The sequence below is a fragment of the Stenotrophomonas maltophilia group sp. SKK55 genome (genome assembly GCF_057179845.1).
This window is the reverse complement of record NZ_JBXUHP010000059.1, coordinates 45,374-71,588: the sequence shown is the minus strand read 5'-3', so window position 1 is coordinate 71,588 and position 26,215 is coordinate 45,374. Positions and strand designations below refer to the sequence as shown.

General features: G+C 67.5%; 22 protein-coding genes. 14 read left to right on the top strand and 8 right to left on the bottom strand.

Annotation, left to right across the window (positions count from 1 at the left end; all coding sequences use genetic code 11):
• Positions 1 to 14: 14 nt before the first annotated feature.
• From AC2A1N_RS18395 to AC2A1N_RS18375, 5 genes are all read left to right on the top strand, one after another.
• The gene (locus tag AC2A1N_RS18395; RefSeq protein WP_484373092.1) at positions 15 to 1,022 is read left to right on the top strand and encodes a cyclase family protein; all 1,008 of its coding nucleotides are present in this window, start codon (positions 15 to 17) and stop codon (positions 1,020 to 1,022) included.
• A 340-nt stretch (positions 1,023 to 1,362) separates the two neighbouring features.
• Positions 1,363 to 1,977: a translesion DNA synthesis-associated protein ImuA gene (gene imuA, locus AC2A1N_RS18390; RefSeq protein WP_061479092.1), complete on the top strand. Its 615-nt coding sequence runs from the start codon at positions 1,363 to 1,365 to the stop codon at positions 1,975 to 1,977.
• A 9-nt stretch (positions 1,978 to 1,986) separates the two neighbouring features.
• Positions 1,987 to 3,396, top strand: coding sequence for a Y-family DNA polymerase (locus AC2A1N_RS18385; protein ID WP_061479091.1), 1,410 nt, complete (start codon positions 1,987 to 1,989; stop codon positions 3,394 to 3,396).
• A 6-nt stretch (positions 3,397 to 3,402) separates the two neighbouring features.
• Positions 3,403 to 6,513: an error-prone DNA polymerase gene (locus tag AC2A1N_RS18380; RefSeq protein ID WP_484373089.1), complete on the top strand. Its 3,111-nt coding sequence runs from the start codon at positions 3,403 to 3,405 to the stop codon at positions 6,511 to 6,513.
• Positions 6,514 to 6,594: 81 nt separating this feature from the next.
• Complete coding sequence (locus tag AC2A1N_RS18375; protein WP_134969157.1) at positions 6,595 to 7,101, top strand: hypothetical protein; 507 nt, start codon at positions 6,595 to 6,597, stop codon at positions 7,099 to 7,101.
• A 169-nt stretch (positions 7,102 to 7,270) separates the two neighbouring features.
• On the opposite strand, the gene ptsJ is transcribed toward AC2A1N_RS18375, so the two are convergent.
• Positions 7,271 to 8,557, bottom strand: a complete 1,287-nt coding sequence (gene ptsJ / locus AC2A1N_RS18370) for a MocR-like B6 salvage transcription factor PtsJ (protein ID WP_484373087.1) — start codon at positions 8,555 to 8,557, stop codon at positions 7,271 to 7,273.
• Between the two features lie 76 nt (positions 8,558 to 8,633).
• On the opposite strand from ptsJ, the gene AC2A1N_RS18365 reads away from it, so the two are divergent.
• The 9 genes from AC2A1N_RS18365 (at position 8,634) to AC2A1N_RS18325 (ending at position 16,518) form a co-directional block, all read left to right on the top strand.
• Entirely contained in the window at positions 8,634 to 9,407 is a 774-nt protein-coding gene (locus AC2A1N_RS18365) for a YggS family pyridoxal phosphate-dependent enzyme (RefSeq protein WP_484373085.1), read from the top strand.
• Positions 9,404 to 10,105, top strand: coding sequence for a glutamine amidotransferase (locus AC2A1N_RS18360; RefSeq protein WP_049414238.1), 702 nt, complete (start codon positions 9,404 to 9,406; stop codon positions 10,103 to 10,105). Before AC2A1N_RS18365 ends, AC2A1N_RS18360 begins: the two co-directional genes overlap by 4 nt.
• Complete coding sequence (locus tag AC2A1N_RS18355) at positions 10,102 to 10,326, top strand: hypothetical protein (protein ID WP_061479085.1); 225 nt, start codon at positions 10,102 to 10,104, stop codon at positions 10,324 to 10,326. The genes AC2A1N_RS18360 and AC2A1N_RS18355 overlap by 4 nt, the downstream gene beginning before the upstream one ends.
• Before the next feature lie 98 nt (positions 10,327 to 10,424).
• Positions 10,425 to 10,931, top strand: coding sequence for a hypothetical protein (locus AC2A1N_RS18350; RefSeq protein ID WP_061479084.1), 507 nt, complete (start codon positions 10,425 to 10,427; stop codon positions 10,929 to 10,931).
• 125 nt (positions 10,932 to 11,056) lie between these two features.
• Positions 11,057 to 11,566 carry an RNA polymerase sigma factor gene (locus AC2A1N_RS18345; RefSeq protein ID WP_061479083.1) on the top strand — a complete coding sequence of 170 codons (510 nt, stop codon included), beginning with the start codon at positions 11,057 to 11,059 and terminating at the stop codon, positions 11,564 to 11,566.
• Positions 11,563 to 12,489, top strand: a complete 927-nt coding sequence (locus AC2A1N_RS18340) for a FecR family protein (protein WP_484373082.1) — start codon at positions 11,563 to 11,565, stop codon at positions 12,487 to 12,489. The genes AC2A1N_RS18345 and AC2A1N_RS18340 overlap by 4 nt, the downstream gene beginning before the upstream one ends.
• Before the next feature lie 64 nt (positions 12,490 to 12,553).
• Positions 12,554 to 15,025, top strand: a complete 2,472-nt coding sequence (locus AC2A1N_RS18335) for a TonB-dependent receptor (RefSeq protein WP_484373080.1) — start codon at positions 12,554 to 12,556, stop codon at positions 15,023 to 15,025.
• 40 nt (positions 15,026 to 15,065) lie between these two features.
• Entirely contained in the window at positions 15,066 to 15,812 is a 747-nt protein-coding gene (locus AC2A1N_RS18330) for a ChaN family lipoprotein (RefSeq protein ID WP_484373416.1), read from the top strand.
• Positions 15,805 to 16,518: an energy transducer TonB family protein gene (locus AC2A1N_RS18325; RefSeq protein WP_242892375.1), complete on the top strand. Its 714-nt coding sequence runs from the start codon at positions 15,805 to 15,807 to the stop codon at positions 16,516 to 16,518. The genes AC2A1N_RS18330 and AC2A1N_RS18325 overlap by 8 nt, the downstream gene beginning before the upstream one ends.
• 216 nt (positions 16,519 to 16,734) lie before the next feature.
• Here AC2A1N_RS18325 and AC2A1N_RS18320 read toward each other — a convergent pair whose 3' ends face one another.
• From AC2A1N_RS18320 to AC2A1N_RS18290, 7 genes are all read right to left on the bottom strand, one after another.
• Positions 16,735 to 17,637 carry a cation diffusion facilitator family transporter gene (locus AC2A1N_RS18320; RefSeq protein ID WP_065178510.1) on the bottom strand — a complete coding sequence of 301 codons (903 nt, stop codon included), beginning with the start codon at positions 17,635 to 17,637 and terminating at the stop codon, positions 16,735 to 16,737.
• Between the two features lie 28 nt (positions 17,638 to 17,665).
• Positions 17,666 to 19,954: an Orn/Lys/Arg family decarboxylase gene (locus AC2A1N_RS18315; RefSeq protein WP_484373078.1), complete on the bottom strand. Its 2,289-nt coding sequence runs from the start codon at positions 19,952 to 19,954 to the stop codon at positions 17,666 to 17,668.
• Between the two features lie 20 nt (positions 19,955 to 19,974).
• The gene (gene adiC, locus AC2A1N_RS18310; RefSeq protein WP_069138251.1) at positions 19,975 to 21,327 is read right to left on the bottom strand and encodes an arginine/agmatine antiporter; all 1,353 of its coding nucleotides are present in this window, start codon (positions 21,325 to 21,327) and stop codon (positions 19,975 to 19,977) included.
• A 76-nt stretch (positions 21,328 to 21,403) separates the two neighbouring features.
• A complete protein-coding gene (locus AC2A1N_RS18305; protein ID WP_061479075.1) occupies positions 21,404 to 22,834 on the bottom strand; it encodes a DcaP family trimeric outer membrane transporter in 1,431 nt (476 codons plus the stop codon).
• A gap of 513 nt (positions 22,835 to 23,347) precedes the next feature.
• Positions 23,348 to 24,190, bottom strand: coding sequence for a thiol:disulfide interchange protein DsbG (dsbG, locus tag AC2A1N_RS18300; RefSeq protein WP_061479074.1), 843 nt, complete (start codon positions 24,188 to 24,190; stop codon positions 23,348 to 23,350).
• A 30-nt stretch (positions 24,191 to 24,220) separates the two neighbouring features.
• Positions 24,221 to 25,024, bottom strand: a complete 804-nt coding sequence (locus tag AC2A1N_RS18295) for a TlpA disulfide reductase family protein (protein WP_061479073.1) — start codon at positions 25,022 to 25,024, stop codon at positions 24,221 to 24,223.
• 81 nt (positions 25,025 to 25,105) lie between these two features.
• On the bottom strand, positions 25,106 to 26,173 hold the full coding sequence (locus tag AC2A1N_RS18290; RefSeq protein ID WP_061479072.1) for a GlxA family transcriptional regulator: 1,068 nt from the start codon (positions 26,171 to 26,173) through the stop codon (positions 25,106 to 25,108).
• Between the last annotated feature and the right edge of the window lie 42 nt (positions 26,174 to 26,215).

Here is a 26,215-nt window from a genome sequence, read left to right as displayed (position 1 = left end):
AAGGAGATTTCCCCATGACCCCACGTACCCTGTCCACCGCGCTGACCCTGCTGCTGGCCGCCACCGCCGCTTCCACCACCGTATCCGCGCACGAACGCGTTCCCTCCGGCCAGCAGGTCGGCACCAGCCCCTGGGGGCCGGAGGACGAGATCGGCCGCCTCAACCTGATCACCGAAGCCTCGCGCGCCGCGATCCTGTCGCGGGTCAGCGGCGGCAAGGCCTATGACCTGGCCACCGAATACTACGTCGGCATGCCCAGCTGGCAGGATGCCGGCGACCCGCACTACCAGTTCTGGATGACCCACACCCCGCGCGGCACAGTGATGGACGATCCGATGGGCGTGGGCGAGGCCATGAACCTCACCCGCAGCTACACCGGCACCGCGTTCTCGATGTACAGCCACACCGGCACCCACATCGATGCGCTGAACCACTTCGGCATCCACGGGAAGATCTGGAACGGCTTCGAGGCCGACAAGCACCTCGGCGACCGTGGCTGGAATGTCACCGGCATCGAGAAGTTCCCGCCGCTGATCGCGCGTGGCGTGCTGATCGACGTGGCCGGCGCCAAGGGCGTGGACATGCTGCCGGACAGCTACCGCGTCACCCGCCAGGACCTGAAGGATGCGCTGGCACGCCAGAAGGTGAAACTGCAGCAGGGCGACGTGGTGCTGATCCGCACCGGCCGCATGCGCCTGTTCGAGCAGCCCAGGGCCTACATGGCCAACCCGCCGGGCATGGGCCTGGACGCGGCACGCTTCCTGGTCGAGGACGGCGGCGCGATGATCGTCGGTGCCGACAACCTCAGCTTCGAGACCTTCCCTTCGGAGGTGTCCGACGACTACGTGCCGCTGCACACCTACCTGCTGGCACAGCAGGGTGCGCCGATCATCGAGCTGGTGGCGCTGGACGAACTGGCCCGCGACAAGGTCTACGAATTCGCCTTCATCGGCGGCCCGCTGAAGATCCGCGGTGGCGATGCCGCGCCGCTGCGCCCGGTGGCGCTGCCGGTGCGCCCGTAACCAGGGGCATCCCCGGGTAGCAACGGGCCATGCCGGGTGGGTGCCGACCTTGGTCGGCACCGCGCTTTACCGCTATCCACGCATGGCGTGGATCTACCAGGCTGCGGCATGGATTTGCCGGGGCTCTCTCCAGTAGATCCACGCCATGCGTGGATGCTTTCCCCCTTCAGCAACCTGAAACCGGACCCTCCGATTTCATTAGTAATTCTACTTACAACGCGAGTAGCATGTCTGGTCTCAGCCCCTGATACCGGTCCGTCGATACTCGCGCCATGCCCGCCGTTTCCGCCCGTTCCTGCCGTTTCCAGCCCGCCCGGCGCCTCCCCTGGAGGGCTGACTGATGGGTGCCGTCGTCGCCCTCGACCGGCTGCTGGACGGGCGCCAGCTGTGGCGTGGCCCGGCCCGCCAGGGCCCCGCCAGCGACCATCTGGCCAGCGGCCATCCGGCACTGGATGCACGCCTGCCCGGCGGTGGCTGGCCGGCCAGCGGACTGTGCGAGGTACTGCAGGCGGTGCCCGGCGTTGGCGAACTGGCGCTGGTATGGCCGGCACTGGCCAGGCTGAGCCAGCGCGACCGCCCGATCGTCCTGGTCGCTCCGCCGTACCGTCCGCATGCCCCGGCCTGGGCCGCCGCCGGGCTGGACCTGGGCCAGTTGCAGATCATCCACGCCGCGCCGAAGCAGGCACTGTGGGCCGCCGAACAGTGCCTGCGCTCTGCGGCCTGCGCGGCGGTACTGTGCTGGCCGCATCAAGCCGACGACCGCGCCCTGCGCCGCCTGCAGGTGGCCGCCGACAGCGGCCAGTGCCTGGGCTTCGTGTTCCGCGAGGCGCAGGCCGCGCGCAATCCCTCCCCGGCCAGCCTGCGCCTGCAGCTCGACCACGGCCAGGTGCGGGTGCTGAAGTGCCGTGGCGGCCTGCCGCCGGCACAACCGTTGCCGCTGGCCATCGCCCACTGAGGACGCGCCATGCACTGGGCCTGCCTGTTGTTGCCGCAGTTGGCGCTGGACAGCGTGCTGCGCCTGCAGCCCGACCAACAGCGGCCCTTGGTGCTGCTGCAGGGGCCGGCACAGCGACGCGTAGTGCGTGCAGTCAGCCCGTCGGCACGCGCCGCGGGGTTGCGCCCGGGCATGCTGCTGTCGGCTGCACAGGTACTGGTGCAGGACATGCACCTGCACGACTACGACCCCAATGCCGAACAGCACACCCGGCAGCTGCTGGCCAGCTGGGCCTATGCCTACAGCTCGCAGGTCAGCCTCGATTTTCCGCATGCACTGGTGCTGGAAATCGGTGCCAGCCGCGCCCTGTTCGGTGACTGGCTGACGATCCAGCAGCGCCTGCGCAATGAACTGCACGAACTCGGTTTCCGCCACCGCCTGGTGGCCGCGCCTACCCCACATGCCGCGCGCGTGCTGGCCAACGTCCACGATGGCCTCGGCATCGATGCGCAGCAACTGCCGGCGGTGCTGGCGCAGCTGCCCCTGGCGCGCTGCGGCCTGCCCAGCGAGGCGGTGACGGTGCTCGGCCGCTCCGGCCTGCGCACGTTGGGCGCGGTGCTCAAGCTGCCGCGCGACAGCCTGGCCCGGCGCTTCGCCCCCGAGGTCCTGCAGCAGCTGGATGCATTGCGCGGGCTGCCCACCGCGCCATTGCGCTACTACCAGCCACCCGACCGTTTCGATGCGCGCATCGAATTCGAGTACGAGATCGAATCCAGCCAGGCCCTGCTGTTCCCGCTGCGCCGCCTGCTGCTCGACCTGGCCGCCTTCCTGTGCTCGCGCGATGGCGGCGTGCAGCGCTTCGACCTGCATTTCGAGCATGACCTGTTGCCGGCCAGCGTGCTGACCATCGGCCTCTTGGCGCCCGAACGCGATCCCGCGTTGCTGTTCGAGATCGCGCGCAACCGCATGGAAGCGTTCGCCCTGCCGGCCGGCAGCCGCGCACTGCGCCTGCAGGCCGAACAGCTGCCGCCGTTCGTACCCGCCGCGCGTGACCTGTTCGATACCCGTCCGGCGCAGGCGATGCCGTGGAACCAGCTGCGTGAGCGCCTGCGCGCGCGGCTCGGCGATGACGCCGTGCAGCCGCTGGCAGTGCAGGCCGACCATCGCCCCGAACGCGCCAGCGGCACCCAGCCAGCGGCCAGGCCACCGGCATACTGGCCACTGCGCCCCGGTTGGCTGCTGGACGCTCCACAGCCGCTGCGTGACCCGCGCCTGCGCATCATCGCCGGGCCGGAGCGGATCGAATCGGGCTGGTGGGACCAGGCTGACGCGCGCCGCGACTACTACGTGGTGGAAACCGCGCATGGCCAGCGCGGCTGGGCCTTCCGCGTGCGCAACGATCCGCATGCGCCGTGGATGCTGCACGGCTGGTTCGGCTGAGCCGCCATGCACAGCGAACTGCCCGGCTACGCCGAACTGCACTGCCTGTCGGCCTTCAGTTTCCAGCGCGGTGCTTCGATCGCCGAAGAGTTGTTCGCGCGCGCCGCTGGCCAGGGCTACCGCGCGTTGGCGATCACCGACGAATGCTCGCTGGCCGGCATCGTGCGCGCCTGGCAGGCAGCCAAGACCCATGGCGTGGCGCTGATCGTCGGCGCCGAATTCCAGGTCGAGGACGGGCCGAAGCTGGCCCTGCTGTGCACCGACCAGGCCGCCTATGCCGGGCTGTGCCAGTTGATCACGACCTGTCGGCGGCGGGCTGCCAAGGGCGAATACCGCTGCCTGCGCGACGATCTGCTCGGCCTGCCCGACGGTTTGTTGTGCCTGTGGCTGGACCGGCAGCCATCCGCCACCGATCTCGAGTTGCTGCGCACCGGCTTCGATGATCGGCTGTGGCTGGCGGTGGAACTGCACCGCGAACACGATGACGCACGCCGCCTGCAGCAGCTGCAGGCCTTCGGCGAACGCCACCGCCTGCCCCTGGTCGCCAGTGGCGATGTGCACATGCACGTGCGCCGCCGCCGTGCCCTGCAGGACACACTGACCGCGATCCGCCACCGCTGCAGCGTGGCCGAGGCCGGCTGGCGCCTGTTTCCCAATGGCGAGCGCCACCTGCGCCCGCGTACCGCGCTGGCCCAGCTGTATCCGCCCGAACTGCTGGCTGAAACCCTGCGCATCGCCGAGCGCTGCCACTTCACCCTGGAACAGCTGCAGTACACCTATCCGCGCGAGCTGGTGCCCGAAGGACACGATCCGGACAGCTGGCTGCGCGTGCTGGTCGAGCGCGGCATCCGGTGGCGCTGGAAAGGCGGCATCGAAGCGAAGCAACGCACGCAGATCGAGCACGAACTGGCGCTGATCAAGCAGAAGAACTACGCCTCGTATTTCCTCACCGTGCAGGACATCGTGCGCTTTGCGCGCAGCCAGGACATCCTCTGCCAGGGCCGTGGCTCAGCGGCCAACTCGGCGGTGTGCTTCGTGCTGGGCGTGACCGAGATCGACCCGGCACGCAGCAACCTGCTGTTCGAGCGCTTCATCTCCGCCGAGCGCGACGAACCACCGGATATCGACATCGACTTCGAGCACGAGCGTCGCGAGGAGGTGCTGCAGTACGTGTTCAAGCGCTACGGCCGCGAGCGCGCCGCACTGACCGCGGTGGCGATCAGCTACCGTGGTCGCAGCGCGATCCGCGACGTGGCCCGCGCACTGGGCCTGCCGATGGACCAGGTCAACGAACTGGGCGCGGCGATGGACCACTGGGGCGGCAACATCCCGCTGCCGGAAACCCTGCGCGAGCGTGGCTTCGATCCGGACACGCCGTTGATGCGGCGGCTGCTGGCACTCACCGCAGAGCTGATCGATTTCCCGCGCCACCTGTCGCAGCACCCGGGCGGTTTCGTGATTTCCGAGCATCCGCTGTCGACCCTGGTACCGGTGGAGAACGCGGCGATGGCCGACCGCACCGTCATCCAGTGGGACAAGGACGACCTGGATGCCACCGGCCTGATGAAGGTCGACTGCCTAGCATTGGGCATGCTCACGGCCATCCGCAAGTGCCTGGCGATGCTGAAACAGCATGGCCTGCACGAAGGGCGCATGGACGCCATCCCGCCCAAGGATGCGAAGACCTTCGACATGATCTGCGCCGCCGATACCATCGGCGTGTTCCAGATCGAATCGCGCGCACAGATGGCGATGCTGCCGCGCATGCAGCCGCGCACGTTCTATGACCTGGTGATCGAAGTGGCGATCGTGCGCCCCGGGCCGATCCAGGGCGACATGGTGCATCCCTACCTGGAGCGGCGGCGGATCCTGCGCGAACAGGGCCCGGAGGCACTGAACGATCCGGACCATCCGCTCTACCCACCGCAGCTGGAACGCGTGTTCGCGCGTACGCTGGGCGTGCCGTTGTTCCAGGAACAGGTGATGCAGCTGGCGGTCGAAGCAGCCGGCTACACGCCTGGCCAGGCCGATGCCCTGCGCCGTTCGATGGCCGCCTGGAAACGTCGTGGCGGGCTGGAACCGCATCGCGAGAAGCTGTTGGCCGGCATGCTGGAGAACGGCTTCAGTCGCGAATACGGCGAGCACCTGTTCGAGCAGATCAAGGGCTTCGGCGATTACGGCTTCCCGGAAAGCCACGCCGCCAGCTTCGCCCTGCTGACCTATAACAGCTGCTGGCTGAAATGCCACCACCCGGCCGCATTCACTGCCAGCCTGATCAACAGCCAGCCGCTGGGTTTCTACAGCCCCGACCAGCTGCTGCAGGACGCGCGCCGGCATGGCATCCGCGTGCTGCCGGTGGACGTACGCCACAGCGACTGGGACTGCACGCTGGACTTCAGCAGGGGGCCGGCGGCGATCCGTCTGGGCCTGCGCCTGATCGACGGCTGCAACGAAGATGCCGTGCAGGCCATCATGCGCGAGCGCGCGCGGCGCCCGTTCGACGACGTCGGCGACCTGTGCCAGCGCACCGCGCTGGACCGCCGCCAGCAAGGCCTGCTGGCCGATGCCGGTGCGCTGCGCGGGCTCAGCGGCCATCGCCATCGTGCACGCTGGGATATCTCCGGCGTAGAGAACCGGCTGCCGCTGTTCGACCAGGCCCGCGCCACCGCCGAAGCCCGCGTGGCGCTGCCCCTGCCCAGCGCCTGGGAGGACATGCAGGCCGACTACCGCAGCACGGGCACCACCCTCGGCCGCCACCCGATCTCGTTCCTGCGCGCGCAGCTGCGCAGTCGTGGCTGCCTGGATGCCGCACAGCTGGCCGGGCACGGCCACGGCCGCCGTGTGCGCATCGCCGGACTGGTGCGCATGCGCCAGCGCCCGCAGACCGCCAGTGGCGTTACCTTCCTCACCCTTGAAGACGAGACCGGCATGGTCAACGCCGTGGTCTGGCGCCACCTGGCCGACCGCCAGCACCGGGTGCTGGTCGACACCCAGCTGATGCAGATCGATGGCCGCCTGGAGCGCGTTGATGGCGTGCAGCATGTCATCGTGCAGCGCATGCACTGCCTGGATGAGCTGCTGCAGGGACTGCGCAGCCACAGCCGCGATTTCCACTGACGATACACATCGTCACACAACGAACTGGCCTTTGCCCGCCGGCATCCGCTATCGTCGGCCTATCCAAGGAAGGACGACCCGATGCCCCGTGTGCTGCTGCTGACCACCCTGGTGGTCTCGACCCTTGCCCTGCTCGTTTCCGGCTGGACCGCCTGGAGCCTGCATCGCAGCCAATCGCCTGAGCGGATCATCGAAGCGCGCGGCCTGGTCATCCACGATGGCACTGGCCAACCACGGCTGATCCTCGGCGCGCCGGTGCCGGACCCCCTCAGCAGGGGCCGTCCCCAAGGACCGCGTGCAACCGCGCTGTCCGGCCTGATCCTGCTTGGCCCCGACGGTTCCGAGCGCGGCGGTTATGGCACCAGCGACCGCGGCGGCGAAGCCCTGCTCACTCTGGACGATGCCACCGGCACCACCGAAGTCTTCAAGGTCGTCGCCAACCCGGACCGTGGCGCCAGCCTGATGGTCAAGCACCAGAACAATACCGGCGCCATGCTCACCTCCTGGCAGGGCAAGCCGGAGCTGATGTTCGTCGATGACAGTGGCCAGTCCTACTACGTGCGCCCCGGCGCCAACGCCGCGCCCTGATCTGCTTCTGTAGCGTCGAGCCATGCTCGACTTTGTTTCGCCCCTGTAGCGCCGAGCCATGCTCGGCTGCCGGCTATGTAGCGTCGAGCCATGCTCTGCTGCTTCTACCAACAGCAGCCGAGCATGGCTCGGCTCTACAAGGCGAAGTAGCGTCTAGCATGGCTGGGCGCTATACCCCACACACCGCCGCCAGGTCATCGGCCAGCTGCCGCAGCTGCGCCGACCCCAGCGCCGCGCAGGTGATGCGCAGGCCATGCCCTGGTGCAGCCACCGCAAACACTTCGCCAGCACGCACATGCCATCCGCGCGCAGCCAGCGCCAGTACCTGTGGATGGCTGTCGGCCGGCAACGGCAGCCACAGGTTCAATCCCTCCATCGGCAACGGCGTCGGCACGCCACGCGCGCGCAGCAGTTCCTGTAGCGACTGCAGGCGCTGCTGGTACCGCTCGCCTGCCGAGGCGATCTTCGCCCGCTGCGGCGCCGAGGCCAGCACCGAAGTGGCGGCATCCTGCAACAGATGACTGACCCAACCGATGCCGGACGCCAACCGCAACCGCAACCGCATCGCGGTCTCGTCATCACAGGCCAGCCAGGCCAGGCGCAGGTCGGGGCCAAGCGGCTTGGACAGCGAACGCAGCAGCGCCCAGCGCCGGCCATCCACCGGCAGTACCGAGTGGTAGGCCTGCTGCGAGAGCAGTGCGTAGTGGTCATCGATCAGCACCGCCACCTGCGGGTAGGCCGCCAGCAGCTGGCGCAACGCCCGTGCCCGCTTCGCATCCAGGCTGGCCCCGGTCGGGTTGTGCGCACGCGGGGTCAGCAGCACCGCGCGTGCACCGGCCTCCAGCGCCTGTCGCAGCGATTCAACCTGCATGCCATGCGCATCCACCGTCACCGGCAACGGCGCATGGCCCACGGCATTGAGCACATTGAGGCTGCCGAGGAAGCATGGATCCTCCACCGCGATGCGATCGCCCGGCAGCAGCCATGCCGCCAACAGGCGCTCGATGCCATCGACCGCGCCATGGGTCAGCTCCAGCGCGTACCCCTCGGGGCAATCCGCATCCAGCGAGGCGCGTGCCAACGCCTGCAACCTCGGGTCGACCGTGCCCACGCCATACAGCCGTGGCGCCGCCGGGGCCAGGCGCAGGCTGGGCAGCAGGCGAGGATCCGGGTTGCCACCGGCCAGGTCCTGCAGCGCCAACCCCGGCGTACTGCCCTCGCGCGCCAGCGTCGGCGGCAGGCCACGCACCACCGTGCCGCGTCGGCCCGCGGTACTGGCCAGGCCGGCCGCATCCAGTCGCTTGTAGGCAGCAGCCACGGTGTTGCGATTGACCCCCAGCTGATCGGCCAGTTCGCGCACCGGCGGCAGCACGCTGCCCGCCGGCAGGCGGCCCTTGCCGATGCCATCACGGATGCTGTCGAAGATCGACTCGGCGCTATGCCCGGTGATTTTCATTTTGTCCTATGCCAAAATAATTCTTGTCCTGTGCCAGTGTATCCCACCCTGGCCATCCTGCATTGGAGGTGCCCGCATGCCCCTTGCCGCCGCCGGCTGGCCCATCGCCCAGTCCGTTGAACAGATCGCCGCCAACCTGGTCACGGTGCGCCAACGCATCGCCGCTGCCTGCGCCCGCGTCGGCCGGGACCCGGCCAGCGTGCGCCTGCTGCCGGTCAGCAAGACCGTCGATGACGCCCGCATCCGCATGGCGGTGGCCGCCGGTTGCCGCGAGCTGGGCGAGAACAAGGTGCAGGAGGCGCAGCGCAAGGCCGAGACGATGGCCGATCTGGGCGTGCACTGGTCGGTGATCGGGCATCTGCAGACCAACAAGGCGCGCTACGTGGCGCGCTTCGCCAGCGAGTTCCAGGCGCTTGACAGCCTGCGCGTGGCCGAAGCGCTGCAGCAGCGCCTGCAGCTGGAAGACCGCACGCTCGATGTGTTCGTACAGGTCAACACCTCCGCCGAACCCAGCAAGTACGGTCTGGAACCCGCTGCCGTCGAGGCCTTTGTGCAGCAGCTTCCAGCGTTCGACCGCCTGCACGTACGCGGCCTGATGACGCTGGCCATCTTCACCCCCGAGGTCGAGCGCGTGCGTGCCTGCTTCGTGCGCCTGCGCGAACTGCGCGACCAGCTGCAGCGCACTGCACCTCCCGGCATCGACCTGTCGCAGCTGTCGATGGGCATGTCCGGTGACTTCGAAGTGGCCATCGAGGAAGGTGCCACCGTGGTCCGCGTCGGGCAGGCCATCTTCGGCGCACGCGCCACCCCGGACAGTTTCTACTGGCCCAGCAATGGAGCCCTGGCATGAAGCACGCAGTCGTCCTGCAACACGTCGCCTTTGAAGACCTCGGCACCCTGCAGCCTCTGCTGATGGCACAGGGCTGGCAGCTGCAGGTGCTGCAAGCCGGTGTCGACGCCCTCGATCCGGCCGAAGCCGCCGACCTGCTGGTGGTGCTGGGCGGTCCGGTCAGCGTCAACGACGTTGATCTCTATCCCTTCCTCGATGACAGCATCGCGCTGCTGCAATGTCGGCTGCAGCAGCAGCGGCCCACGCTGGGCATCTGCCTGGGCGCGCAGCTGATGGCGCGTGCACTCGGTGCCGACGTCGCCGCCAGTGGTGGCAAGGAGATCGGCTTTGCGCCACTGCTGCTCACCGATGACGGCCAGCGCTCGCCACTGCAGGCCCTGCAGGGCATTCCGGTACTGCATTGGCATGGCGAGGCGTTCGAACTCCCGGCGGGTGCACGCCGCCTGGCCAGCACGCCGGCCTGCCGCCACCAGGCCTTTGCCATCGGTAACCATGCGTTGGCACTGCAATGCCATCCGGAGCTGGACGCGCGCCAGTTCGAGCGCTGGCTGATCGGTCACACCCTGGAACTGGCGCAGGCCGGCATCGATCCGAACGACCTGCGCACGCAGGCGCGTCGCTATGGCGCGCCACTGGCCGCGGCCGCCACCGCGATGTTCGACCATTGGCTGCAGGACCTGCCGGAGCTACCGCGATGAACTACCGATTGCAGATTCACCGCGATGGCGCCTACTGGGGCCACTTCGACTGCAGCGGGCCTGATGCCCTGCAGCGCATGGACAGCATCGCCGCGCAGCTGCCTGCAGCCCAGGGCTTCCAGCTGAAACGGCAGAAAGGCATCAGCGAAGAGCGCATCCTGTCCAGCAATGCCGATGGCCTGCGCGTACTGGCTTCGCAGATCCTGTACCGCGACCTCTGACGATCATCACGGTAGTGCCGGCCGCTGGCCGGCACCCGACGGGGAACAGATTTGCCGGCACTACCCCCGGCTGTTCGCCCGCATGCGAGGCTTGACCCATGCTGACCCTGCAACGCGGCCGCCACCACGGACTGCTCATCGCACCGCGCTGGCCCTCCACCCGCATCCAGCTGGAAGAAGAGGTACTGCAACGCCTGCTCGACGCGCAGGCATTGCTGCCTGCCGGGCTGCGCCTGCTCGTCACGCGCGGCTTCGAACCCAGCCACAGCCGGCTCGGCAGCTTCCGTCGTGGCGTGCGTTGGCTCGGCATCGCAGTGTTCCGCGCATGCTATCCGCAGCGCCATGATGAAGTCGATGCCATCTTCGGCGCCAACGGCCACGACATCGATGGCCGTCATATCGATGTCTCAGTGGTATTGCACGGCAAGCGGCTACGGCTGCTGCCACTGGGCGTGTTCACCCCGCCGCGCTGGCAGCATCGTCGCACCGCCCGCCATGCCGAAGCGATCGCCCGGGTGAAGCGCAGCCTCCAGCACTGCGGTTTCGAGCTGCATCGCAACCCCACCGAAGCCCTGCAGATCCACTGCGATTATCGTCCGCGCTGACCTCGCAGTCGGCCATGCATGCCGCGCCTTGCGCTCATGGATGCAAATGATTCTCTTTTGCTGTAAGGTGCAGCCGCTGCCCTTGCCGCCGCGGGCTGTTCCCTTTCCCAGTTGTCGCCCGCCCCGTGTCCACGCCTGTCGAACCGACGGATGTCGCGCAGCTGTGCGCGGCCCACTACCGGCCGCTGCACGCCCATGTCCGCCGTAAACTCCCGCAACGCAGCGACGCCGATGACGTCGTCCAGGAAACCTGGCTGCGCGTCGTCAGAATCGCCGCCAGTGGCCTGCTGAGCAATGGCCGCGCCTACCTGTACCGCGTCGCCCACAACCTGATCGCCGATCATTACCGGCAACGCCAACGCCGGCGCGAAGACGCTCTGGATGACGCGCAGCTGCTCGCCATCGCTGATCCTTCGCCCCTTCCGGAGCAGCGCCTGCTCGATGCCGAACAGCTGCGCCACCTCGACGCGGTCATTGCCGCCTTGCCGCCCCGGTCGCGCCAGGTGTTCCTGCTGGCACGGGTGGAGCAGATGGCACTGGTAGAGATCGGCCGACAGCTGGGGATCAGCCGGCAGACCGCGCACGGCCATCTGCTGCGTGCGCTGGTCGCGCTGCAGCAGGTACCCGGCGCATGAGCCAGGAGGCGATCGCGCGCGAGGCCGCACGCTGGTGGCTGGACGGCCGCGACGGCGGCCGTGACGAGCGTGCGTTCAGCCAGTGGTACCACGCCGATGCGCGCCACGCCGCGCAGTACCAGCACCTGCAGGCGCTCTGGCTGGCCGGTGATGCAACACCCAGCCTGCAGCGGCACCAGCTCCGGCGGCAGCGCCGGCGCCTGTGCGACGCCGGTACGGCCGTGCTGCTGCTCTGTGCGTTCGGCCTGTATACCCACCAAGCCGCGCCACCGGCCGCGCAGACGATGCGGACGGCGGCAGGCGAGATCCGCGAAGAAGTACTGCCGGATGGCTCGCGCGTACTGCTCTCGCCCGGCAGCGAAGTCCATGTCCGCATCGATGCACAGCGCCGACAGCTGCAGCTGGAGCGCGGCCAGGCCTGGTTCCAGGTCAGCGCCGACGCTGCGCGACCGTTCCAGGTGCATACCCCGCACGGTACCGTCACCGCGTTGGGCACCGCGTTCGATCTGGCGGTACTGCGCGGCGACAGCGTGGTCACGGTCACCGAGCACCGCGTCAACGTGGTGTCCGGCAGCAGCACCCGCCAAGCATCCGAAGGGCAGCAGATGCGATTCGACGCGAAGGCATCCGCCACGCTGCTTCCAGCGGAGGGGGCTGCCCTGGCCTGGCGCGAGCGGCGCCTGCACTGGGTCTCCGCACCCTTGACCGAGGTCACCCAGGGCCTGGATCGCTGGCATGGCGGCCACACCTGGATCATCGGCGCACAGCTGCGCCAGCAGCCGGTCACCCTGCTCGGCAGCGCCGACGGCGCGGCGCGCAGCCGCGACCAGCTGGCCACACAGCTGCGTGTGCGCGTGCTCCGCCTGGGCGCGGGCGTGCAGGTGTGGCTGCCGCCACGCAAGGGACATCGCGATGCACCCTGACATCGGCCCTGCCGCTGCGTCTACCCAGGATGACGACGCGCTGCGTCAGCCCCTGGAGCTCCCGATGCCGTTTCACCGCCCCCTTGTCCTCGCCCTGTCACTGGCCTGCGCCATTCCGCTTCCACTGTTGTCGGCCAGCGCGCACGCGCAGACCGTCACGCGCCACTTCGATCTTCCTGCACAACCGCTGGCCAGCGCGCTGGATGCGTACAGCCGGCTGACCGGTGTCGATCTGGTGATTGGGGCGGCATTGCCGAGTGGCCAGACGGCACCGGCGCTGCGCGGACAGTTCGATGATGCGCAGGCGCTGTCGCGCCTGCTGGTCGGCAGCGGCCTGCGCCCCCGCTTCATCGACACACGCCGTGCAACGCTGGAACCGGCGCCGGCCGAACCCACCGACGGCAGCCGTCGAACCGGCCCGCTGCGCGTACAGGGCGATACCGCGCACGGCCCGGCACCGGGTGCCGGCGCCAGCCAATATGTACCGGCCACCGGCGATGGCTTCGCGCCCTCCGTCGGCAGCGAACGCGTAGCCATGGCCGAGCGCCAGGACGGCAACAGCCTGCTGCGCTCGATGCCCGGCACCCACAGCTTCCATTCGCGGAGCCAGCCCGGCCTGCAGGTCAACATCCGCGGCATGACCGGCGCCGGGCGGGTCAACACCATGATCGATGGTGTCACCCAGACCTTCCGCAACAACGCGGGCCATGGCTCCGGGGGGCCGTTCGCCTACGTCGACCCGTTCCTGCTGGCCGGCGTGGACGTGCAACGCGGTGCGGTCGCCGGTGGTGATGGCGCAGGCACGCTGGCCGGCAGTGCCAATTTCCGCACGCTGGATATCGGTGACCTGCTCGGTGAAGACCGTGACTGGGGCCTGCGTGCAGGCTACCGCCACGGCAACAACGGCTACGGCAATGGACGCACCTTCGCCGGCGCCTGGCGCCACAGCGAGGACGGCGGTGATCGCCAGTTCGGCCTGCTGGCCGCTGCCAGCAGCAGCCGCAGCAGCGAATACGCCACCGCGCGGGGGCAGAAGAACGACGCCGACCCGGGCAGCCAGCAGCCCAGCAGCTGGCTGCTGAAAGCACGCCTGCAGCCGAGCGACCAGCATCGGCTGGACCTGAGCCACATGCATTACGAAAACGACTTCTACCACAACTACCCGTGGCAGATTTCCGCACGCAACCAGCGCGCCAGCTACCACTACACGCCCTATTCGCCGTGGATCGACCTGCGCGCGACCTTTGCCAGCAACAAGACCCGGCTGTTCTATCCGCCCGTGGAGGATTCCAGCTACATCGGTCGCCGCACCCACAGCAGCCTGAGCAGCTGGACCCTCGACAACACCAGCCGCTTCGATATCGGCGCGCTGCAGGCCCGCTGGAACACCGGCATCAAGCACCAGTCGGATATCCATGTGGCCGACACCCCCACCCTGCGCGGCGCCAACCCGCAGGGCCGCAGCCAGCTGGACAGCGTGTTCAACACGCTGGAACTGCAGTACGACGTCTACGCGCTGACCGCAGGCCTGCGCCAGGACCGCTTCGGCATCCGTGGCCACATCCCGGTGTGCTCGGATGTCCCCGGCCAGTGCGCGGAGATCAATGGCGGCGGCATCGACGTGCGCCGCACCCAGCACGCGCTCAGCCCCAGCCTGGCGGTTTCATGGCAGGCCACCGACTGGCTGCAACTGTTCGCTGAAGTCTCGCGCACCTCGCGGCCGCCACGCGTCCAGGAGATGTTCTTCGAGAAGATCCCACTGGAAGGCATCAGCGATGCCGATGGCGTCGGCGCCAACCCATTCCTGCGCCGCGAGCGCTCGCGCAACCTGCAGTTCGGCGCCAACCTCAGCACCGACTCCCTGCTGGTCGACGGTGACCTGGCCCAGCTGCGGGTCACCCGCTTCGACAACCGCATCCGCGACTACATCAAGCCGCAATACCTGCTGATCGTGCATCCACCGGAAGTGGAGCCAGCCATGGTACCGATCGACAGCGATCCGCAGCTCACTGCCTGGACCGACGCACTGGACGTGGACGACTTCAGCACCACCACGCGCTGGATGAACCACCCGGGCGTGGTGCGCATGCGCGGTATCGAGCTGGAAGCGCACTACGCCAGCGCGCACTACCACGCGACGCTGAGCTGGACCCGCTCGCACACCAGCGCACCCGCCATCGAATTCGTCAACCTGGAAGACATCACCGCCCTGCCCGACCGCTACTGGACGCTGGACGTGGGCGGCCGCTGGTGGCAGCAGCGCGTGCAGGCCGGACTGCGTGCCGAATACTCCGGGCCTACCGAAGAAGGCTACGACTTCTTCCAGACCCGCAAGACCGGTGGCACCGGTGTACTCCTCGACTTCTACGCCAGCTTCAAGCCCCAGCCCAACACCACCCTGTGGCTGAACATCGAAAACCTGCAGAACAAAGCCTATGACAACAATGCCTCGATCGACAGCATCTTCAGCCCGATCCTGGACCGCGGCAACGGCCGTGGCCGCACCGTCTCGATGGGCGTCAACGTGGCGTTCTAGCCGTCGCTGGCTGCCGCTGTACCTGCTTGCGCTGGCCGCAATGGTCAACGCGCAGCCGATGCCCGGCACGGTGATCGACCTGGCCAATGGCCAGCCCCTGGACGAAGCCGCATTCGTGAAGCGCGCAGCGAATGCCCCGCGAGTGCTGCTGGGCGAACGCCACGATCTGGCCGGTGACCACACCGCCCAGCGCTGGCTGCTGCACGCGCTTCAGCAGCAGCGTCCACAAGGCGCGCTGGTGCTGGAGATGATTGCCAGCGAACGCCAGCCGCGCCTGCAGCGGGTGCAACGCTGGCTGGCCAACGGCAACCATGCCGACGGAGCGCGCCTGCAGGAGCTGCTGGGCTGGGATACACGCTGGCCGTGGGTGGCCTATGGCGGGCTGGTACAGGACGCCACCGCTACCGGCATTCCCCTGCTCGGCGGCAACCTGTCGCGTGCCGAGGTCAATGCGTTGCTCGCTTCCGACAGGTCGGTACGGTTCCCGATGCCCACCGCCCGGCACCGCCTGTCGGCCGTGGTGCTGGCCCAGCATGCGGACGCAGCACCGATGCTGGAAGGGATGCTGGCCGTGCAACAGTCCCGCGACACGCGCATGGCACAGGTAATGACCGAGGCACCGGCACCTTCGCTGCTGTTGGCCGGTCGCTGGCATGTACTGCGCGGTACCGGCGTGCCGGGCTACCTGCCAGCGGACACACCGGCGCTGGTGATTGCACTGGCCTCGCCCGGTGAATCCGTCGAGGCGGCCGACGCCGACCTGCTATGGGTGCTGGACGATGAGTGAGCGCGGCCAACACTGGCAGGCGATCGCCATCAGCATCGGGCTTCACCTGTTGCCCCTGCTGCTGTTGGTGCACTGGGTGGCCGCGCCGCCATTGCCGCCGCCGCCGGAGAAGGACGTGCGTATCAGCCTGCGCCTGCTGGCACCGGCAACGCCGCCGCAGCCACTGGAAGAACGCCAGGCCGACACCCCCAGCCAGGCGCAGCGGGCCCGCGCATCCCAACCCACGAAGTCGCCCCCTCCACCGAAACCCACCGCCGCACGCGAGGGCGAGGTAGCCGCCAGCGAACGCGGTGGCGCTGGCCGGCAAGCCCTGCCGGTCGCCCCGCCTGCGGCCGCGACCGATGCAAGTCCCGCACCGGCATCGGTCACGGCCGCGCCGCCCGCTCCCGACGCCCCACCGGCGGACTTCCAGGCCGGCGCCGCCAGCGACCAGTGGGAAGCCCGCCTGATGGCGCGGCTGGAGCGCTATCGCTACTACCCTGCTGCGGCCCGCGCACGGCGCCAGCAGGGCACTGCCTGGGTCAGGGCCAGCATCAATCGCGAGGGACGCCTGCTGACCCTGCGCTTGGAGCAGTCCAGTGGCCAACCGATGCTTGACGGCGCCGCACTGCAGACCTTCCGCCGCGCGCAGCCACTACCGCCCATTCCCGATGAACTGAAGGCACCACAGGAACTGGTGGTGCCGGTGGAGTACTACCTGCGCTAGGCGTTGTGGAACTGTGCTGCAGTCTGAAACCTCAACCCAGGTTCAGGTCAAACACATCCGGCGCAACAGAGCAGTCCGCCGTGTGCAACGATCGCGGCGTGCTGTATCGCCGGGCCCATGCTCGGCTGCTCCATGCGAACGGCAGCCGAGCATGGGCTCGGCCCTACAGGGGAACAGAACCTGGCCGGGCGAGGCCCCGGCGCGAAGGAGGCAGGGCTACGTCCACGCCGGATCCGCAGTGAAATCGATGGTCAACCAGAACGTGCTGCCCCGCGCATCCAGCCGCACGGCGATCTCATCGCGCATCGCATCGACCTCGCCCACCGAGCCCAATGGCGTACCGGGGTCTGCCAGCACATGGATCTCGATGAAGCGCATCCGCCCCATCTTCGCCACGTGGCTGGTGAAACCGGCATAGCCACGCTCGGACACGAACGCCTGCATCACCTGCTGCACGCGCCGGTCCAGGTCATCCGGCGCCACCTGCAGCACTTCGCGCATGGCCTTCCATGCACTGCGCGCCGGCACTGGCAGTACCGCCAGGCTGATCAACGCCAGCACGATCGAATCCAGGTACGGGACCCAGTGGTGCCACTTGCCGCCATGCAGGACCAGGGCCAGCACGAAGGCCAGCACCACCGCCAGGCTCATCAACCCACCCAGCAACCAGCCTCTTACATCCAGCCACAACAGCGCCGAGCGCAGGCGCCGCGCACGCTGCGCGACGAACGTCGCCATTGCCAGGTTGCTGGCACTCAGCAGCGCCGCCCACCACAGCGCGGGCCCGAATTTCACCTCGTGCCCGCCCGTGGTCAAGCCAATGACCGCGTTGGCCAGCGCATACACGCAGGCCAGCGACAGGATCACGCCGCCGAGTGCCTCGACCATCGGCTCCAGGTGCCAATAGCCGTACTGGAAGCGCGGGCTCTGCTCCCGCGCCACCAGCCGCAGTACCGACAACGACACCAGGGTCAAGGCAACGTCGACCAGGCTGTACACGCCGTCGAACAGGATCGCCTGCGATCCCACCAGCAGGCCACCGATGAAGCCGACCGCGCTCACCGCGATGGTCACCCCGATGGAGAACTTCAGGATGCGTTGCTCGCGCGCGGTATCAATCGCTCGCCGAAGGGCCGACCGTCGCCGGTCAGGCCTTCAGCACCTCCACCTTGTACGAGGTCGCATCGCCATCGTGCTCGATGATGAGCCCGTGCACATCCGACTCGAAGCCCGGGAAGCGCGCATTCTGTTCACGGGCAATACGCAGAGACTGGATGATCGGTTCGTCGCTGTCGCCGAATCGCTCGCCCGGCATGATGGTCGGAATGCCCGGCGGATACGGCACCAGCATGGTCGCCGCGACGCGACCACTGAGCTGCTCGATGTCGACCCGCTCGATCTCGCCCTTCACCAGGTGGTTGTAGGCATCGGCCGGGGTCATCACCGGCGTCGGCAGATCCACGTACATCTCGCGCATCACCTTGGCGACCTCGAACTCCTGGTTGAACGCGTGCAATGCATCGCACAGGTCACGCAGTCCCCAGCCGGCGTAGGCAATCGGATAGTCCGCCGCCAGCGTCGGCAATGCCTGGCTCAGCGGCGCGTTGCGGTCGTACAGCTCCTTGAAGGCCATCAGCTCGGTGACCAGCGTGCTCCACTTGCCCTTGGTGATGCCCATCGAGAACAGGAACAGTACCGAATACAGGTTGGTCTTCTCCACAGTGATGCCGCGGCCCCACAGGAACTTGCTCAGCACCGCCGCCGGAATGCCCAGCGTGCCCATGCTGCCGTCCATCGTCAGGCCTGGGGTCAGCAGGGTCACTTTGATCGGGTCGATCAGCACGTAGTCATCGACCAGATTCTCGAAGCCGTGCCAGTGCGCGTCCGGCTGCAGGTACCACTCCTCGCGCTTGGCCACCAGCGGCGCCGGCGTATCGCCCTTGTCCAGGCTGCGCTCGACCTTGGTCGGCTGCCACACACTGAACCACCAGTCGTCGCGCCCGAGGTCGTCACGCACGTGCAGCATCGCGCGGCGGAAGGCGATCGCCTCGTCATGCATTTCCTGCACCAGCGAACGGCCGGCCTCGCCCTCCATCATCTTCGAGGCCACGTCACAGGCCGCGATCACCCCATAATGCGGGCTGGTCGAGGTGTGCATCATGAACGACTCGTTGAAGCGCTCGGCATCCAGGTCGCGCTGCGCCGAGTTGCGTACGTGGATCATCGACGCCTGCGAGAACGCGGCCAGCAGCTTGTGGGTGGAATGCGTGGTGAAGATGATCGCATCCTGCTCGCGCGGCTTGCCCTTGGCCATGCCGTAGTGGTTCTCATAGAACGGATGGAACGCGGCGTAGGCGTACCAGGCTTCGTCGAAGTGCAGGAAGTCGACCGCGCTGCCGATTTCGTCGGCGATCTTCTCGGCGTTGTAGCACAGGCCGTCGTAGGTCGAGTTGGTGACCACCGCAATGCGCGGCTTGGAACCGGCCTTGTAGGCCTGGCTGGCCAGCGGGTTGGCGGCGATGCGCTGCTGCAGCGACTCCGGCGTGAACTGATCCAGGCTGATCGGGCCGATGATGCCGTGTGCGTTGCGGCTTGGGGTGAAGTAAACCGGCACCGCGCCGGTCATGATCAGTGCGTGCAGCAGCGACTTGTGGCAGTTGCGGTCGACGAACACCACGTCGCCGCGGGCCACCGTGCCATGCCAGACGATCTTGTTGGCGGTGGAGGTGCCGTTGGTGACGAAGAAGGTATGGTCGGCACCGAAGTTGCGCGCCGCCTCTTCCTCGGCATCCTTGATCGGACCGGTGTGATCCAGCAGTGAGCCCAGCTCCGGCACCGAGATCGACAGATCGCTGCGCAGGGTGTTCTCACCGTAGAACTGGTGGAACGCACGGCCGACCGGCGACTTGGTGAATGCCACGCCGCCTGCATGGCCCGGCGTATGCCAGGAGTAGTTCGACTCGGCCGCATGATGGATCAGCGCCTTGAAGAACGGCGGCAAGAGATTCTTCATGTAGTCTTCGGCCGCGCGCATCACCTGCCGCGAGATGAAGCTCTTGGTGTCTTCAAACAGGAAGATGAAGCCGTGGATGTACTTGAGCAGCTTGCTCGGCACCTTTTCGATGGTGCGGCGCTCGCCGTACAGGAACACCGGCAGGTTGGCGCGGCGTGCACTCTGCTCGCGCAGGAAGGCGGTGAGGCGCTGGAACTCGCCATCCACCTCTTCGCTGCCATCGATCGAGATCAGCACCGCCGAGGCCGCCACGTAGGTACGGGCTCCGGCGCGCGCATCATCCAGGTTGAGCCCGCACAGCACCCGCTGGTCGTTGCTGCGCAGCTCTTCCACCAGGGCGCGGATCAGGATGCCGCCGATGCGCGGCGACTCGTAATCGTTGTCGATGACAATGACCGGGTAGTCCAGGGACTTGAAGTACACGTTGATTCTCCTTGTCGAACTCAGGAACGCTGGGCGCGGGCGCTGATGGCCGATGCCTCGCGGGCGCGCTGCCGCTGCTGGCGGCGCTCCTCGCTGAAGAAGGGATAGAACACGGTGATGAACAGCACGAACAGGAAGGCGTACTGCACGATGGTTCCCGACGAGCCGTAGATTGCCCACAGGCAGTACACGACGGTCAGGCTGGTGAGGGTCCAGAACGCACCGGTATGGACCAGGGTGTGCGAACGCTCGACCACGAAGTAGCAGGCCACGCACGAGTAGATGTAGGGCAGCAGGGTCAGCACCACGGCCGCCGACGTGATCACGTCGAACTGGGCCGACGCGGTTTCCGAGGTAGAGGTCACCAGCACTGCCAGGGTCATCAGCACCGCCACGATCAGCACGCCCTTGACCGGCACGTCGTCCTTGTTGGTCTTGCTGAAGATGCTTGGGAACAGGCCATCATCCGAGGCCGCCTTGGCACTCTGCGCGGTCAGCAGGATCCAGCCACCCAGCGAGCCGGCGGCGCCGATGAAGGCGCACAGGCTGACCAGCGCGCCGCCCCAGCCGCCGACCGCCTTGGCCGCCGCCAGCGCGAACGGTGCGTCGGACACCTGTAGTTCCGCGTTAGGCACCATGCCCATGATCACAGAGGAGCTGGCGATGTAGGCGATGGCCGCCAGGAACACACCGGCCAGGGTGGCGCGGGCCACGTTCTTCTCCGGGTTCTCGACCACGCCAGCCGTGACCGAAGCCGATTCGACACCGATGAAGGCCCACAGGGTCAGTGCCGCGGCACTGGAGATCGCGCCGAAGTTGGACTCACCGGACACGTTGTAGGCGCCCTTGAAGATATCGGCATCGAAGAAGAACCAGCCGAAGATGGCGATGCCCAGGATCGGCACCAGCGCGAAACTGGTGGTGACCGTCTGCACACGGCTGACGAAGGCCGGGCCGATCACGTTGGCAAAGCTCAGCGCCCACACCAGGATCAGCACCGCGATGCAGCGCACCAGCGGCTCGGACAGGATCGGGAAGAAGTAGCTGAAATAGCCCACCGCGGCGATCGGGATGGCAACGTTGCCGATCCAGTTGGCGAACCAGTAGATGGTATTGGTCTGGAAGCCCATGTAGGGCCCGAACCAGTCACGCGCATAGGCATACGGACCGCCCGCCTTCGGCGCCAGCTTGCCCAGCTTGGCGAATACGAAGGCCAGCAACAGCGCACCGGCCGTGGTGATCAGCCAGCCCCAGATCGATGCGGTACCGATCTTGGCCAGGCTGGACGGCAACAGGAACACGCCTGAGCCCATCATGTTGCCGGCGACGAGGAAGGTGGCTCCGACCACCCCGATTTTCTTTGCTTCTGCCATGACAATCTCCTGTACTGGCATGAGCCCGGTGCGGCCGGGCGTGGGGACGGTTGCGCTGGCGTAACGCCGCTGGCGCTTACTTGATGAAGTTGTATTGCAGGCTGCCCTGCACCCGGACGGTGTCGCCGCGCGCGCCGCCCTGCTGTTCCAGGCGGCCGTACAGCAGCTCCATGCCCATCGTCCACGACGGCGCCGGGCTCCAGATCAGGTTGAACACGCCGTATCGGCTCTGCCGGAAGGCATCGGCGGCGAGTGCGGCATTCCGCTCCAGGGTCAACTGGCCGAAGATCAGGTTCGAACGCCAAAACCCGGACCAGTAATGGGTGTAGCCGACGAAGCCGCCGTGCAGGTCCAGCGCGTCGAGACGGCCATCGGCACCGACCACCGCGTCCAGCCCGGAGCCGGTCAGGTCCGCGGTGTAGCGGCTGAGGCCGCGCCCGCCGAGCGCGCCGAACAGCAACAGATCGCGCTCGCCTACCGATGCCGAGCCACTGAATTGCAGGCCGCCGGCCATGCGCCGGTCACGCTCGCCGTCACCGTCATAGGCCAGGCTGCGCGCCACCGCGCCCAGCTGGAGATGGCCCCAGTCGCGCTCCATGCGTGCGGTCACGGTCACATCCGGCAGCCGGTTCACTGCGGCCCGTTCATCACTGGCACCGGCCAGTTCGGTCCTGGGGTCTTCGGCCGCCAGCGTCAGGGTGTTGCCCTTGCCCATCGCGAAGCTGTGGTGGATGCCGGCCACCAGCAGATAGCCGGCGCCGCCGGGACCGGCGAAGTCGAGCGTGTCGGGCAGGCTGTCCGGGTCCATGAAACTGGAGTAACCGTAGCCGGCATAGGTATTGCCAAGCTGGCCATACGCGTGGCGCAGACGGAACGCGTAGCCATCACTGCTGCCGAAGAAATCATTCTCCAGGTAGAAGCGCAGGTTGCCGTGCGTGGTCGGGCGCCGCGCCTCGAAGCTGAAGCGGGTCTGTTTGGCGTGGATGTTGAAATTGGAGACATCGCGATGGCTGCCGCCCACCGGCATCGATGAGGGGATGAACTGATCCTCGTCACCGGCCGCACGCGAATCGGCAATCGCATCGAGCTTGGCATAGCCGCCAATGCGGATCACCGTGTCAGTACCTGGAATGGCAAAGAAGCCCTTCAGATCCGGGTCGGTCGGCCCAGCAGCGCTGTCGGGACGCGAGGCTGCCGTTGAGGGATCGGCCACTGATTCGCGCTGCGGCAGCACCGGTTGCGCCACACCCGGCACCTGGGTGGGATGCAGCAGGTTGGCACTGCTGCCAGGTGGTGTCACCGGCGCCGTTACCTGCGCAGCGGCCACGACAGCGCCCTCGCGTTGTTCGAGCCGATCCAGGCGCTTCTGCATGCCCTCCAGTGCCTGTCGCATGGCAGCGATTTCCTGGCGCAATGCGTGCGCATCCTCCTGGCCATTCTGCTGCGCATAGGCTGGCGTGACCACCAGCGCGGTCAGGCAGGCCAGACTCAGTACCGCAAAGCGCATTGCATCCTCCCTGGACGAACATTCGCAGCGCACTGACGGCGCGCGCGCAGGCGCAGCTCCGACATTGCGTTGCCGTTGCTGGAAATGCGGGTACTGCGTCGACGACACCGGCCAGCCTGCGCATGGCAGGCAACAGGACGATGACACTGCCCCGCCCGTACCGATATCGACGCCATCAGGGCCGCACTGCCGGAGAGGTGGCGACCGCAGCGGTCTGGGTAACAACCAGGGAGTGAGAACGTCGTGAATGGCTGTGCCGACTGCCCCGGTTCAGGGCGTGTCAGGCGCGGCATCCCTGGCGCGTTGACGCTGTATTCCATGCGTCACAGGCTAATCCGCCTGTCGTTTTTGGCCTTGATTGGAATCAAGGCGCGATGCTTGATGTCAGTCACGATTCAGACGTGACGACGAACAGGAGGTGCGCAGCCCGCATCACTCGCACAGGTGACAAAAAGCACAGGCCCGCATGCTGCCATGCGAGCCTGTGGTGTCGCATCACGGCGTGGGTGCCGGTCAGCGCGGGCCCAGCACCGTCTGCAGGTCAGCGCCCTGTGGCAGGCCGGCGCGACGCTGCACCTGGCCCTGCGCATCCTGGAACAGGATGCCCGGCGTGCCCTGGAAGCCCATTTCAATCATCAGCACCTGGTTGGCATCGAGCTTGCCGGCGATCTCGCGGCTGATGCTCGGCAGGGCCTTGATGCCACCACGGTCGAACTGGTGTTCGTTTTCCAGCAAGGCCGCACTCGGGTCACGCGCAGACAGGATGGCCGCAGCCTTGGCCGGGCTGTCCTCGCGAATCACGCCGACCATGATGTGGCGCAACTGCACCTTGCCGGCATCGACCCACGGACGCGCTGCTTCCCAGAACTTGTGGCAGTACGGGCAGTTGGCATCACTGAAGGTATAGACCACGCGCGGCGCATCGGCCTTGCCGTCACGCACCCAGGCACTGGCCTCCAGCTTGGTCCACATCCTGGCCGACATCGGTGCTGAAACCAGCTTCTCCACCGCCTCGGCGGCCACGTCGTTGCCCTCGGCATCGAACAGGCTGCCTACCAGCACATGCTTGCCGTCGGCGGTGACATAGGCTGCGGCCGGTTGCTGCCCACCCACCACGCCAGCGAATCCACGCAGGCCACCCGGTGCATCGAACTCGGCAACGACTTCAAAACCGTGCTTCTCGATGCCTTTCAGCACTGCGGGGCGCTCGCCTTTGGCCGCTGGGGCCTGAGCGCTCGCTGCCGGCGCTGCCGTTGCCTTGCCTGGCGGGGTCTGGGCCTGGCTGCAGGCGGCCAATGCCAGCATGACCGGCAGCAACAGCACCGCCGGAGCGATGCGCGGGGAAGTCGACAACATGGGAACTCCGTAGTGAGATGCCCGCGCAGGCTACCGCAGCCGGCGCAGTTTGTGTTCAAGACCCGCCGCCGTCATTTCGCCAAGGTGCAGTTCACGCAGGCGGCCTTCGGCGTCGAAGAACAGCGTCGACGGATAGGCCTGTACACCCAGCACGGTTGACGCCGAGGCGGTATCGTCCAGCAATACATTGCCCAGCCGGAGCTGTTCGGATGCGATGAAACCCTTCACTTCGTCCAGGGTTTCTCCCTGGTTGAGGAACACGAACTGCACGTCAGTGTGGATCTGCTGTGCGGATGCCAGTACCGGCATCTCGCGACGGCAGGGACCACACCAGCTGGCCCAGAGATTCAGCACCACCGGTTTGCCACGGAACTGCTGCAGGTCGATCCTGCGCCCCTGCAGATCGGCCACCTGGACCGCCGGCAGCGGCATCCGCCGCTCCTGCCATGCTGCGAGCAGGTGGCTGCCCGCCGCCCACAGCACCACACCCACCAGCGCCCCCGCCAGCACCGGCGCACGCAACGCGCGCCACAGCCGCAGCCGCCAGGTGCCCCACGCCAGGCCCGCAACCAGCACGACGGCAAGGTGATACCCACCGTCGGCGATCTGCAGGATGCTCCAGGGGGCCTCACGGTAGAGCGCGAAGTTCAAGGCCACGAAGCTGATGCGTCCACACAGCAGGCCGATCAGCAACATGTCCAGGACCAGGCTGGCCGCGGAAGGCACTGCCATCCCGTCCTTCGGCCGCGGCCACAGGTGGGCCACCGCCATGGCCATAAGCACGCACATCAGGATCAGCACCACCGGCATCGGCACCGGTCCAACACTCGACATCAACCCACCTGTCACATCATCTCGTTGCCTGCATGGTCAAAGCGTCGCGCCCAGGTTGCAAGTGCGACGCCCACCGCAGGCTTAGGCCGCGCTGCGCGGCATCTGCATGCCAGGCGCCGGTTGCAGCCCGCGCAGGCTGCCCGCCACCGACGACAACAGCGGTCGTTCGCGCCGATTGTTGTTGACCTGCCGGCGATAGTTGGCCGGCGTCATTCCGACAATGCGCAGGAACAGGCGGCGGAATGCGCTCTGGTCTGCATAGCCCACGCCCCAGGCCACTTCATCGATACCCGCCCCCTGCTGCAGCAATGTCTGCGCCTTGGCGATACGCAACCGCTGGCAATACTCGATCGGACGCAGGCCGGTGGCCTTCAGGAAGCGCCGCTGCAGAGTCCGCGGTTCCAGTCCGGAAACCTCGCAGATCGCTCCGAGCGTGGCCCCACGCGCAGCGGTGGTATGCAGCCAGCGTTGCGCCTTCAGTACGTCGCGATCGCCGTGGGCGAAGTTGGCACTGAAACGCTCCAGATCCTGCTGGATCGCCGCTGGCACCGTGATCCCCAGCTGCTGCGCCACGGAGCTCGCCACGCCCTGACCGTGCAGCCGGTACAGCAGACGCAGGGCGAGGAAGCGCCAGGCCTGGGAACCGGCCACCGTCAGCAGGTCACCGTCGTCGACCAGCGCACGCTCACTGGGCACCCAGCTGGCCGACGGTCCCTGCAGGCCCGGATGACGCCCGAGGTCCGGCCCACTGACGGTGCGGCCGGCAAGCAGACCCGCGCGTGCCAGCATGCTGACACCATCGCTGGCAGCTGCCAGCAGACTGCCGCCATCGTAATGCGCGCGCAGCCAATCCAGCAGGACCTCATCGGCGCGCAGGCAGACGCCTTGACTGATCTGGCCAGGCACGGCGATCACGGCGGGAATGTCCGCCTCGAGCATCTCCGCGCCGGCAATGCGATGCACGCCGGTCTGGCTGGCTGGCACGACCCAGCGGGTCACCAGGACACGCTTGAACGGGCGACGCTGCTGCTGGGCAAGCCGGTTGGCGACGTGTGCCATTTCGGTCAGCACCGAGGCCGCCGACGGGTCCCCTCCCGGGTACTCGACCACCGCGACCTCTACGAATCCCTCGTTCCTGAATCCTTCCACAGAGCATCTCCTCGGTTCGTTGCAGGCCATCCAGCGGCCGGT